Annotated in this window: 10 protein-coding genes; 8 read left to right on the forward strand and 2 right to left on the reverse strand. The window is 64.4% G+C overall.

Annotated features, from left to right (window positions below; genetic code table 11):
• The first annotated feature begins 24 nt into the window (after positions 1 to 24).
• Positions 25 to 1983, forward strand: coding sequence for an alpha-galactosidase (locus tag HGK27_RS19965; RefSeq protein WP_206244596.1), 1959 nt, complete (start codon positions 25 to 27; stop codon positions 1981 to 1983).
• Positions 1984 to 1999: 16 nt separating this feature from the next.
• Here HGK27_RS19965 and agaR read toward each other — a convergent pair whose 3' ends face one another.
• A complete protein-coding gene (gene agaR, locus HGK27_RS19970) occupies positions 2000 to 2773 on the reverse strand; it encodes a transcriptional repressor AgaR (protein ID WP_206244597.1) in 774 nt (257 codons plus the stop codon).
• Positions 2774 to 3038: 265 nt separating this feature from the next.
• Here agaR and HGK27_RS19975 point away from each other — a divergent pair, with 265 nt between their 5' ends.
• From HGK27_RS19975 to HGK27_RS19995, 5 genes are all read left to right on the forward strand, one after another.
• Positions 3039 to 5795 (forward strand): TonB-dependent receptor, encoded by a 2757-nt coding sequence (locus HGK27_RS19975; protein WP_206244598.1) that lies wholly within the window; start codon positions 3039 to 3041, stop codon positions 5793 to 5795.
• Positions 5796 to 5886: 91 nt separating this feature from the next.
• Complete coding sequence (locus HGK27_RS19980) at positions 5887 to 6795, forward strand: ROK family protein (protein WP_206244599.1); 909 nt, start codon at positions 5887 to 5889, stop codon at positions 6793 to 6795.
• Positions 6792 to 7997 carry an N-acetylglucosamine-6-phosphate deacetylase gene (gene nagA / locus HGK27_RS19985; protein ID WP_206244600.1) on the forward strand — a complete coding sequence of 402 codons (1206 nt, stop codon included), beginning with the start codon at positions 6792 to 6794 and terminating at the stop codon, positions 7995 to 7997. Before HGK27_RS19980 ends, nagA begins: the two co-directional genes overlap by 4 nt.
• Positions 7994 to 9307, forward strand: a complete 1314-nt coding sequence (locus tag HGK27_RS19990; protein ID WP_206244601.1) for a sugar MFS transporter — start codon at positions 7994 to 7996, stop codon at positions 9305 to 9307. Before nagA ends, HGK27_RS19990 begins: the two co-directional genes overlap by 4 nt.
• 58 nt (positions 9308 to 9365) lie before the next feature.
• Positions 9366 to 10004, forward strand: a complete 639-nt coding sequence (locus HGK27_RS19995; RefSeq protein ID WP_241127660.1) for an HAD-IA family hydrolase — start codon at positions 9366 to 9368, stop codon at positions 10002 to 10004.
• Here the strand turns inward: HGK27_RS19995 and HGK27_RS20000 are convergent.
• Positions 9999 to 10889 carry a LysR substrate-binding domain-containing protein gene (locus HGK27_RS20000; RefSeq protein WP_206244602.1) on the reverse strand — a complete coding sequence of 297 codons (891 nt, stop codon included), beginning with the start codon at positions 10887 to 10889 and terminating at the stop codon, positions 9999 to 10001. The two genes, HGK27_RS19995 and HGK27_RS20000, sit on opposite strands and share 6 nt — an antisense overlap.
• A gap of 92 nt (positions 10890 to 10981) precedes the next feature.
• Here HGK27_RS20000 and HGK27_RS20005 point away from each other — a divergent pair, with 92 nt between their 5' ends.
• Positions 10982 to 12187 carry an MFS transporter gene (locus tag HGK27_RS20005; RefSeq protein WP_206244603.1) on the forward strand — a complete coding sequence of 402 codons (1206 nt, stop codon included), beginning with the start codon at positions 10982 to 10984 and terminating at the stop codon, positions 12185 to 12187.
• The gene (locus HGK27_RS20010) at positions 12184 to 12597 is read left to right on the forward strand and encodes a GFA family protein (RefSeq protein ID WP_206244604.1); all 414 of its coding nucleotides are present in this window, start codon (positions 12184 to 12186) and stop codon (positions 12595 to 12597) included. Before HGK27_RS20005 ends, HGK27_RS20010 begins: the two co-directional genes overlap by 4 nt.
• Positions 12598 to 12696: the final 99 nt, after the last annotated feature.

Here is a 12696-nt window from a genome sequence, read left to right on the forward strand (position 1 = left end):
ATCAAGAAGCTTGGGGGAATAAGAATGGTCGCCAAATCGATGCGACAGATGGCAGTGCTGATGCTTTCCACCGGGCTGATGGGCGCGTCTTTCGCGCATGCCGGCACCTTCGGCAATGACAGGCTGGCGCTCGATTGGCAGGAGGACGGGCATCTCGCGCAGATGCGCGTGCTTGATCGGCTCAACAACAAGACCATCGCGATCACGGCGCCTTTCGCCCTGCATCTGGGCGACGGCACCGTGCTAACACCCGCCGATCTGGTGATGGACGGCGCCCCGAAGCTTTCCATCATCAAGCCCGTTCCGGGCGCTTCGCGCGCGGCGGAACGCCGACAGCGCAGCCAGATCGAGACCAGCTTTACCGATAAGGCAGGCCGCTTCCGCGTGACATGGCGCCTGATCCAGAGCGCCGAAGCCGCCTATGCCCGCGGCGAACTCACCGTCACCGCGCTCAAGCAGGATGAGGCGATCCCCCGCATCGATCTCTTCGATGCGAGCGCGCCCGGCGCCGAGATCATCGGGCGTGTCGACGGCTCTCCAGCGGTTATCGGCCCGGATTATATCCAGTTCGAGAACCCGCTCGCCAAAAGCCATACAGAGGTGGAGCATCCCACCATCGAGCAATGGATCGAGCGCGCCCTGCCCCTGCAAAAGGGCAAATCCGTGACCTACAGCGCGGCGGTGGGGGCGACAGCACCGGGCCAGCTGCGCCGCGATTTCCAGACCTATCTGGAGGAAGAGCGCGCCCATCCCTATCGCACCTTCCTGCATTACAACAGCTGGTACGATATCGGCTTTATGACGCCTTACACCGCCGATGAAGCGGTGGAGCGGATCGGGACCTTTTGCGAGGAATTGTCCAGAAAACGGCAGGTCAAGCTGGATTCCTTCCTGTTTGACGATGGCTGGGACGATCGCAGCGGCGACTGGTCTTTCTCCAAGGCCTTCCCGCAAGGTTTCGTTTCCTTGCGCAATGCTGCCCAGCGTTGCGGCGCGGCGCCGGGCATCTGGCTTTCGCCCTGGGGCGGTTATGACAAGCCCAAGCTGGAACGCATTGCGGCAGCGGGGCAGCGCTATGAGACCATCGATGGCGGCTTCGCTCTGTCAGGCCCCAAATATTACGAGCGGTTCCATCAGGTTGCGATGGATCTGATCGAGAAACAGGGCGTCAACCAGTTCAAATTCGACGGTACGGGCAATGCCAACAAGGTGGTGCCGGGCAGCCGCTTCAACAGCGATTTCGATGCCGCGCTCGATCTGATCCATGATCTGCGCGTGGCCAAGCCGGACCTGTTTATCAACCTGACCACCGGCACCTATCCCTCGCCCGCATGGCTGCGCTATGCGGACACGATCTGGCGCGGCGGGGCGGATCATGATTTCGCAGGCGTCGGCCCCTCGCGTGAGCGCTGGGTGACCTATCGCGATGCCCAGACCTATCAGACCGATGTGATCGGCGGGCGGCTGTTTCCGCTTAACGCGCTGATGCTGCATGGGATTATCTACGCCCAGCATGCCATGGGGCTGGACACCGACCCGACCAACGCTTTCGGCAATGAAGTCCATTCCTATTTCGGCAGCGGGACGCAGTTGCAGGAACTCTACATCACACCGAAACTGCTTTCGGCCCAGAATTGGGACCTGTTGGCGCAGGCCGCGCGCTGGTCTCGCGACAATGCCGAAGTGCTGAAGGATACTCATTGGATCGGGGGCGATCCGGGCCATCTCGACGCCTATGGCTGGGCGGCGTGGAGCCCTCGCAAATCGATCATCACCCTGCGCAATCCGGACAATCGCCCGCAGGCCTTGCTGCTGGATGTGGCGCGCGCTCTGGAACTGCCGAAGGGTGCGGCTGACAGCTATGCGGCCAAGGTGATCTGGTCAGGCGGGGCGAAACTGCCCGCTTCACTCAGCACCGGCAGCCCCGCAACCATCATGCTGGCGCCGTTTGAAGTGCTGACAGTGGAACTGACGCCCGGCTGATCGTCGGGCGTTCCGCTCAGCTTTTGTGAAGCTTGAAGCCCAAGCGCTCCGAGGCCGCACGCACGTCCTCTGGCACCTGGGGCTCGGTCACCAGATGGTGGATGTTCTCGATGCGGATGATGCGATGGAGGCAGACCTTGCCGAATTTCGAACCATCCGTCACCGCGATCACCTCGCGCGCGGCTTCCACCATCTTGCGGTTGAGCATCGCCTCGGGCTCGTAATGCGTGGTGATGCCGCATTCGATGTCGAAACCATCGACACCGAGAAACAGCTTGTCGACCCGCAGTTCGTCCAGCGCGGCCACCGTCTGCGCGCCGTAGAAAGCGCGGTTCTTGCGGCGCAGCATGCCGCCCAGCATCACCACATTCAGATTTTCCTTATCCGCCAGCGCGTTGAGGATATCCAGATCATTGGTGAGGACGGTGATATCCTTGTCGTCGGGCAGATGGCGGGCGATCTGCAAGGTGGTCGTGCCCGAATCCAGCACGATCGAATCGCCCGGGCGCACCATGGCGGCTGCCAGCTTGCCGATGCGCGATTTCTCATCGGCATGGCTGGAGCGTTTCGTTTCGACCGCAGGCTCGGCGGTGACATTCACCGCCTCCGCGCTGATCGCCCCGCCATAGGAACGCTCCATCACGCCGCGTGTCTCAAGATAGCGCAAATCCTTGCGAATCGTCTGCATCGAGACGCCGAAACGCTCGGCCAGCGGGGCCACCTGCACGCTGCCGCGTTCTTTCACCAGCGTGCTGATCTGTTGGCGTCGCTCGCTGGTGTCACGGATCATGCTGTGGAGTCCTGTTTTCAAAACGAAACCCTGAATAACAGGCATTTGCCCCATTTTCAACCGAGACTCGAAGTTTCGTTATCTTTCTGTTTGACACCAAGTATAAAACGAAGTCATATTTGAGACAGACAATGATGAACGAAACATCAGGGCGGATCACTCGACCGGCATCAAACTCTCAGGGCAAGCGCTGCAAGGAGGCAGCGCAGGCCTGATACGGGGTTCAACGGGCGGGAACCAAGCTGCATCCAACGGAGGGACTACGATGGGCGGTTTCAAGGCAGAGCTGGGTGCCGGGCACACCAGCAGTGCGCATAAACGCAAGGCGCTGAGGCTGATGGTGGCAGGCATGGCCCTGCCGGTGCTGACGGGCCTGTTCGCGGGTCAGGCCGCCGCGCAGGCCAGTGACGCGCAAACGCAGGGCGATACGCCTTCGCTGGGCGCTCAGGCGGTGAGCAACAGCGGCGCTCCCATCGTCGTCACCGGCCTGCGCGCCGGGATCGAACGTTCGCTTAATGACAAGCGCAAGTCGATCAATGTCGAGGACGTGATCTCCGCCGAAGACATCGGCAAGTTCCCCGACAACAATCTGGCGGAATCGCTGCAGCGCGTGCCCGGCATCACCATCGACCGCTCGGTGACCGGCGAGGGCCAGACCATCAATCTGCGCGGCCTTGGCCCCCAGTTCACCCGCAGCGAGATCAACGGCGGCACCGCGCTCAACGGTTTCGACTTCAGCGTGCTGGCGCCCGAACTCTTCTCCAAGATCACCGTCGAGAAATCGCCCCAGGCCAAGACGGTCGAGGGCGGTCTGGCTGGCACGATCAAGGAAGAAACCCCCAAGCCGTTTGATATTCCCGGCTTCCGCGCCACAGTCACCAGCGGCCTTACCATTGGCGATCGCGGCGAAACCATGCCGCGCGTCTTCGGTCTGATCAGCAAGAACTGGAATGACAGCTTCGGCATCACCATTGCCGGCGCCTATTCCAAGACCAACTTCCAGACCAATGAGGTCGATTACGGCCCCTGGGTCGCCTTCAAGAACATCGCCAGCGCTCAGGCTCTGGCCACAGCACCCAGCGATCTGCTCAACGCGGCCACGCCGCGCACCTCGGCCTATTATTCCTATCAGCAGAAGCGCGACAATTACGGGCTGACCGCCGCCGTGCAGGGCCGCCCCTCCGACAAGCTGGAGATCACCGCCGACTTCCTCTACGCCCGCAAGAGCGGCGTGGAAATCGACGACCGCCCCGATGCCCCCATCGAAGGCACCACCTATTACGCCGATGGCACCAGCAGCGCGGGCAATCAGGTGCCCACCAATTACACCATCAGCAATGGCGCGGTCACCTCCGGCACCTTCAGCAACATCCAGAACCGCGTGGGCTACAGCTATCAGCCGCAGACCAACACGGTCTATCAGGCCACGCTGCGCGCCAAATGGACGCCCAGCGATCACCTGACCATCGAACCCGGCTTCAGCCACGCCCATCAGAAAACGCGCGCCGAGCTGGACCTCTATTCTTTCGCGATCAACGGCGCCAACATCACCTATAATGTGAATGGCGATGCCCCCAGCTTCGCCTCGACCGCGACAGACTTCTCGACCAACCCCAACGATTACAAATTCAACGTCTTCATCTTCGATCGCACTGACGACAGCATCGATGAGAACGTCGCCCATCTGGACTTCACCAACACCTTCGACATTCCCGGCTTCAAGAGCCTGCAATGGGGCGTGCGCTATACCGATCGCCGGTCGACACAGGTGACCAAGGATGTCGGCCTGTATCAGGGCAACAGCCTGCTGGGCACCAACACGCCCACGCTGGGTGCGGTGGCCACCACCCTGCCCTTCTCGGTGAACGGCGCCAGCACGCCTTCGCGCATCCTGTCGGTGGACATCAGCAAGGTGGCCAGCACCTTCTACAACGGCCTCGATCCCTACACCGATTCCAGCCAGTTCTATGACGATCCCACGCAGGATGCGCTGGCCAGCTACCATGTGGTGGAGCGCACCTATGCCGGTTACGTGCAGGGCAATTTCGAATTCGGCCCGGTCTCGGTCAATGCCGGTGTGCGGATCGTGTCCACCTCAACGCATTCGCAGGGCACATCGCTGATCGGCACCACGCCCACGCCCAGCGATACGCGCAGCAGCTACACCAACTTCCTGCCCGCCATCAACGCGCGCTATGAGCTGAAGCCAGACCTGCTGCTGCGCGCCACCTATTCGCGCGCCATGACGCGGCCCACGCTCGACCAGCTCAGCTCCTCGGTGATCGTGAATGCCGGGCCGCGCACCGGCACCAGCGGCAATCCCAATCTGAAGCCCTATACTGCTGACCAGCAGGATGTTGGTTTCGAATGGTATTTCCACAAGGGCTCGCTGCTGACGCTGACCGGTTTCGCCAAGGAGATCGACAATCTGATCTCGGAAACGGTGGTCAACCAGACCACCACCTTCCCCGATCAGCTGACCGGCCTGCCCACCACCGGCGTCATCGCCTTCACCGAGCCGACCAATGGCAATCACGCCACCATCAAGGGTCTGGAAGCAGGGCTGCAATCGCCCTTCTACTTCCTGCCCGGCGCGCTGAGCGGCTTTGGCGGCATTCTGAACTACACCTTCGCCGACAGCCAGTCGAATGTCACCATCGCGGCGGATGGCACGCGCACCACGGCGCTGCCCGGCCTGTCCAAGCACAGCGCCAATGCGGTGCTGTATTACGACCGCCACGGCGTGGACATGCGCCTCGCCTATGCCTGGCGCAGCACCTATCTGCGTGACGATGCGGTGGGCGCGCAATTCGGGGCCCAGCGTTACATCCGCAGCTATGGGCAGATGGACTTCTCGATGAATGTGCCCGTCACCCATTTCTTCCAGCTGGGCTTCGATGTGAACAATCTGCTCAACACCCAGCGCAAGGAGTATATCCTGCTCGACAATGGCGCGAAGGAACCGGCCAGCCTGCTTCAGCAGGAACGCCGCTTCGTGTTGACGGGCCGCGTGGTCTTCTGATCAATCTGGAACCCATGCCGACCGGGGCTGATACCTCGGTCGGCATCATGAGATGGGATATGATGGTGCAACGGTATGGGCGGGTTCCCGCATGATCTACGGCATCGATATCGGCGGGACCAAGATCGAGTTCGTGGCCTTCGATGATGCGCTCGAAGCTGTCGAGCGCCGCAGGCTGGCCACGCCTGCCCATGATTACGGCGCCTTTACGCAGGCGCTGACGCAGTTGATCGAAGAGGCCGATGCCCGTTTCGGCGGCAAGGCTCCCGTGGGTCTGGGCATGCCCGGCCTGACCGATCGCGAAGGCCGGGCGCTATGTGCCAACCTTCCCGGCGTAACGGGCCACAAGGTGGCGCAGGATATGGCCCAGCGCCTTGGCCGCCCGGTGGCGATGCTCAACGACACGCGCTGCTTTGCCCTGTCCGAGGCGCGCGGCGGTGCGGGTGAAGGCCATCGCGTGGTCTTCGGCGCGATCCTGGGCACCGGCGCCGCCGGAGGTCTGGTGATCGACGGCCATGTCGAGGACGGCCATCGCGGCCTCGCCGGGGAATATGGCCATTTGCCCCTGCCCGCTGCCCTGCAGCAAACATATGACCTGCCCATCCTGACCTGCGGCTGCGGCTTGCCCGGCTGTTTCGAGGCCTATGTCGCGGGCGAAGGCCTGATCGCTCTGGCCCGCTGTTTCGGGGCCGATGTGGCAGACTCCCGCGCTCTGGCCGCCGCATGGCGCGCTGGCGACAGGGCCGCGCTGGCCACGCGCGATGCCTTTCTGGACATTCTGGGTGCCTCTTTCGCCAACATCGTGAAGCTGTGCGACCCGGACATCATCGTGCTGGGCGGCGGGCTCTCGTTGATCGAGGAGGTCTGCGCGGGGCTGCCCGCAGCCATTGCCGGGCATCTGTTCTCCGGTCTGGCCTCGCCGCCGGTGGTCCGGGCCAAATTCGGGGATTCAAGCGGGGTGCGCGGTGCGGCCATTCTCGCCAGCTTACTGGAACCATGATGGATTATGCCTTGCGGGCGGCTCAGATCATCGCCCATGACAGCGATCTGAGCAATGCCACCATCACCATAGACAACGGGAAAATCGCGGGCCTTGGCGAGGGTGAGGGCGAAAGCCGGCCTACGCTCGATCTGGGTGATGCCATCATCGCGCCGGGCATGATCGACATCCATATCCATGGCCGCGAGGGCTGCGATGTGATGGATGCTGATCCGGCCGCCCTGCGCGAGATTTCGGCCTCTCTGGCCCAGCATGGCGTGACGGGCTTTCTGGCCACCACCGCCACCGCCGCCTGGGATCGCACATTGAACGCGCTGGCCATGGTGGGCGAGGTGATGGCCGGCCCTGCCCTGCCCGGCGCAAGGCTGCTGGGCGCCTACAGCGAAGGCATCTTCTTCAGCAAGGTCCACAAGGGCGCGCATAATGAAGCCTTCTTCCTGCCCCCCACCGTCGAACGCATTGCCGAGATGCAGCAGGCCGCGCGCGGCAGTCTGAAGGTCGTCGCCCTCGCCCCCGAACGCGAAGGCGCCATGGAAACCATCCGCTACGCCGTCTCGCAAGGCATCCGCATGGTGCTGGGCCATACGGACGCCACCTATGACCAGACCATGGCGGCGCTGGAGGCAGGCGCCAGCGGCGGCGTCCATGTCTTCAACGGCATGCGCGGCATCCATCACCGCGATCCGGGCTGCGCGGGGGCGGTGATGCTGCACCCAGCCACGGTGGAGGTGATTGCCGATGGCGTGCATCTCCATCCCGCGATCCTCTCGATGATCACCCGCCTCAAACAGCCCGAGGAGGTCATGCTGATCAGCGACTGCATGTGCGCGGGCGGGCTCCATGATGGGGATTACCGCCTTGGCGAGATGGATGTGAAAGTCACTCAAGGTGTCGCGCGAACCCCGGCGGGCGGTCTGGCGGGCAGCACGCTGACGCTGGACAATGCCGTGCAGCGCATGGTGCGCGAAGTGGGCCTCAGCTTCCGCGATGCGCTGGAGATGGCCTCGCTCGCTCCGGCGCATTTTCTGGGGCTGGCAGAGACCACAGGCAGCCTTGCCAAAGGCAAGCAGGCCGATTTGGCCATCATGGATGCCGGTCATCGCGTGCGCGCCACCATCGTGGAGGGCACACCCGTCTGGATCGACCCCGACTGGCAGCATGCCGCAACCCTTGCCGCCGCCACCGGAGGTCCACAGCCATGAGCACCTCCCCCTTGCCGCACGCCAGGGCGCAGCCGCTGGCCATCGTCATCATCGGCGTGCTGTTCTTCGTGTTCGGCTTTGTCACCTGGCTGAACGGCTCGTTGATCCCCTATCTGAGGATCATCTGCGATCTCGATGTTTCGCAGGCCTTTTTTGTCACCTTTGCCTTTTACATCGCCTATACGGTGATGGCCCTGCCCGTCTCGGGCCTGCTGGCACGCACCGGCTATCGGCGCGGCATGGCACTGGGTCTGGCGATCATTGCGGGCGGCGCGCTGATCCATATTCCCGCCGCGCTGCTGGCCAGCTTTCCGCTGTTCCTGCTGGGGCTTTTCACCATGGGATCGGGGCTGACGGTGCTGCAAACCGCCTCCAACCCCTATATCGTGCTGCTGGGACCGCCAGAGAGCGCGGCGCGGCGCATCAGCATCATGGGCATCGTCAACAAGGCGGCGGGCGCCATCGTGCCGATGGTCTTCGCCTCGGTGGTGCTCGCCCGGCTGGGCGATCTGGGGGCGATCGAAAAGGCCGGCCTCACCCCTGACATCCGCCAGATGCTGGCCCGGCAGCTGATCCTGCCCTATCTGGCCATGGCCGCGATCCTGCTGGTGCTGGTGGGCTTTATCCGCGTGATGCCCCTGCCCGAAGTTCACCCCCCCAACACCGCAACCGATCGGGGCGATGCCCGCCTGATGGACCAGCCCCGCCTGATCCTGGGCGTGATCACGCTGTTCGGCTATATGGGTCTGGAGGTGATGGCGGGCGACACCATCGGCGTCTTCGGCGCCCATCTGGGCTTTCCCAAATTCCTGACGCTCACCTCCTATACGATGAGCTTTATGGTGCTGGGCTATATCCTCGGCATCCTGCTGATCCCCCGCGTGATCTCTCAGCGCACGGCGCTGCGCATCTCGGGCGTGGCCGGGCTGGCAATGACCTGCGGCGTGATGCTCTCCTCGCCGCAATCCATGGCCATTTCGCAGAACCTGTGGGGCTGGAGCGGCCTGCCCCCCATCCCCGATCCCGTCTTCTTCGTCGCCGCCATGGGTCTGGCCCATGCTCAGGTCTGGCCCACGCTCTGGCCGCTGGCGCTGCAAGGCGCGGGCGCAGCCACGGCGCGCGCCTCGGGCCTGCTGATCATGGCCATTTCGGGCGGCGCGCTGATCCCCCTGCTCTTCGGCCAGCTGAGCCATGCCCTGCCGGTGATGCAGCAGGCCTATGCCCTCGCCATCCCCTGCTACGCGCTGATCCTGTTCTACGGCTGGAAGGGCTGCACCATGGTGCGCTGGCCTTTTGCCAGCCGGGGCTGATGGATTGTCACACAAAAATGCTCTGGTGCCGCCCGTGCAGGCCTCTATAGCCCCGCGCATGGATCACGGAGTTGATATGGATTTCGACGGCTGGCTCTTCGATATGGACGGCACGCTGCTGACCTCCATCCCCTCGGTCGAGCGGGTGTGGAGCGACTGGGCCCGCCGCAACGGCATCGAGGTGGAAAGCTTCCTCAAGCGCATCCACGGCGTTCAGGCCGTGGAGGTGGTGCGCCGCGAAAACCTGCCCGGCCTCGATCCCGAACGTGAAGCCAACCGGCTGGCCGACGCCGAACTCAACGATCTGGACGGCACAGAGGCCATCCCGGGCGTGGCGGCCTTCCTTGCCAGCCTGCCGCCGGAGCGTTGGGCCATCGTCACCTCGGCGCATCGCCGTCTGGCGCTGGCGCGGCTTCAGGCCGTGGGCGTGCCCCTGCCCAAGGTGCTGATCTGCGCCGAGGATGTGGCCCGCAGCAAGCCTGCTCCCGATGGCTTCCTGCTCGCCGCCGCGCAGCTGGGCGTCGATCCCGCGCGCTGCGTGGTCTTCGAGGATTCCCATGCCGGTGTCGCCGCCGGAGAGGCCGCCGGGGCTGCGGTGATCGTGGTCAGCGCCACCCATAAGGAGCCATGGGCAGGCGACCATATGGTGATCCGCGACTATCACGATCCCCGGCTGGCGCTGTCTTCCGCCCTATAGGCCGCCTTCCGCCGCCAACCACGCCACGAAACGCATCAGAAACCCGGCCGGATCGGCATGGCGCGGCACCAGCGCGACATAGCCGGTGCGGCGCACGCGCAGCTCGGGCAAGGGCGTCATCAGGCGGCCTGAGGCGATGTCGATCTCCAGCATGGGCAGCGGGCCGATGCCGATCCCCAGCCCATCCTCCACCGCCTGCCGCGTGATAAAGAAATGGTCGAAGCGCTGCCGGGGCAGGCCGCCCAGATGCGACAGGCCCGCGTGGTCGAGCCAGTCACTCCAGTCACCCGCGCGCGTTTCGCTGGCCAGCAGCGTGTGATCGGCCACATCCTCGGGCCGTGTGATGGGGCGCTGTGCGAAGAGCGCGGGGCTCATGATCAGCGTGTCGACATCCTCCAGCACCGGAATGGCGCGATGCTGCGGCCAGGCCTGCCCCTGCGCCGTGCCGCGCCGGATCGCCAGATCGAAGCCGCCGCGCAGATCCTCCTGAAGCGTGGAGACGGTGTGCACCACCACCTCGGTCTGTGGATGGGTGGCGTGGAAACGGTCGAGGCGCGGGATCAGCCAGCGCATGGCAAAGCTGGTGGGCACGCTGACGCGCAGAATGCGCCGCGCCGTCGGCTGCCCGCAGGCCTGCGCCGCCATGGCCACCCGGTCCAGCGCATGGCCGACCTCCGCCGCAAAGACCCCGGCGACCGGCGTGGCCACCATCCGGCGCCCGTCGCGGCGGAACAGCTTTTGCCCCAACCAATGCTCCAGCGTGGCGATATGGCGGCTGACGGCGCCATGGGTCAGGCCCAGCTCCTGCGCGGCAGCGGCATAGCTGCCCGTGCGAGCGGCGGTTTCGAACACCCTCAGGGCGTTAAGAGGCGGCAGATGGCGCATGCCACAGGTGATAAAAGCTCACGCCTATCGTGAGCAAGTGCCATCTGTTCGCCAAAAGATCATACGTCTAGCGTGGCAGGCAAGGAGAGATCATGCCCGCCATTGCCGCCCCGCCCCAAACAGCCGCGCCCGCCGCGAAACCCTCGCGCAATCTGCTGGCGGCCTGCCTCGCCCATGCACTGCATGATGGCTATACCGATGGGCTCTATGCCTTTTTGCCGATCTGGCAGGCGCAGTTCGGCCTTTCCTATGCCGGGCTGGCGATGGTGCGGGCGCTCTACTCCGGCACGATGGGCGGGCTGCAACTGCCCGCCGAGCGGCTGCTGAAAGGGGTTTCGGCCCGCAGCGCCCTGCTGCTGGCCACGCTGATCGCGGCTGCCGGCTTTCTGGTGATGGCCCTGCCGCTGGGCTTTGCCGGATTGTGCCTCGGGCTGGTGATGGCCGGGATCGGGTCGAGCATCCAGCATCCGCGCGGCTCCTCGCTGGTGCATGAGACCTATCCTGCAGGCTCGCGCCGCCCGCTGGGCATCTACAATTTCTCCGGCGATCTGGGCAAGGCCAGCCTGCCCGCTCTGGCCGCCCTGCTGCTGCCGCTGGTGGCATGGCGCCCGGTGATGGGGCTGATGGCCGTGCTGGGGCTGGTGGTTTCGGGGCTGCTTTACGGGCTGGCGCCCGCCACCCGGCCTGCCCCGTCACACAAGGCGTCCAGAGCGACCGGCGGCGCGCGCAGCCTGACCGGCTTCACCCTGCTGACCGCCATCGGCGGCTTCGATACGGCGATCCGCATGGGCTATCTGCTGTTCCTGCCCTTTCTGGTCCATCAGCGCGGCGGAGGCTCCGCCATGGTGGGGCTGGCGCTGGCCCTGCTGTTCATCGGCGGCGCTTTCGGCAAGGCGACATGCGGCTGGCTGGGTGAGCGGGTGGGCGTCACCGGCACGGTGGTGCTGACCGAGACGGCCACCGCCCTGCTGATCCTGGCCACGCTGGCAACGCCGCTGATGCCGATGCTGGTGGTGCTGCCGCTGCTGGGGGTCGTGCTGAACGGCACCTCCTCGGTGCTCTATGGCACGGTGCCGGAACTTGCGCCGGGTGGGGATCACGGCAAGGCTTTCGCGATTTTCTACACCAGCGTCACCGGCTCGGGCGGTCTGGCGCCCATTCTCTATGGCGCCATCGCCGATCACAGCAGCCAGACCACCGGCATCATGGCAACCGCCATGACAGCCGCGCTGATCGTGCCGCTGGTGCTGGCGCTGAAACCGTTTCTGCAGGCCGGGAAGGAAAGGCAAGCCGCATGACACCATCGATCAGGGGCGCCTGCCATTGCGGCGCGGTCACCTTTCGCCTGCAACTGCCCGAGGGCTTCAGGGATGTACGGCGCTGCAACTGTTCCTTCTGCCGGATGCGCGGCGCGGTGGCGATCTCCGCCAAGCTCGATGAGATCGAGATCCTGAGCGGGGAGGACAGGCTGACGCTCTATCAATTCGGCTCGCGCACGGCGAAGCATTATTTCTGCGCGACCTGCGGGATCTACACACATCATCAGCGGCGCTCCAACCCGAGCCTTTATGGCGTGAATGTCGCCTGTCTGGAGGGTGTCAGCCCTTTCGATTTCACCGAAGTGCCGGTCAATGACGGCGTGGACCACCCTGCCGACACCGGCGCCCCCGCACGTCTGGCCGGAATCTTGCGCTATCAGCCCGTTTGAGGCCGAAAGGCTTGCATCGCAAGAAGGTTAAGGCGGCGGGCCTCTCGCCGCTCATACGAAGCCCTTGCTTTCACGACAGCTTTTGATCATTCACCCGGC

This window comes from Novosphingobium terrae (assembly GCF_017163935.1).
GTDB lineage: Bacteria > Pseudomonadota > Alphaproteobacteria > Sphingomonadales > Sphingomonadaceae > Novosphingobium > Novosphingobium terrae.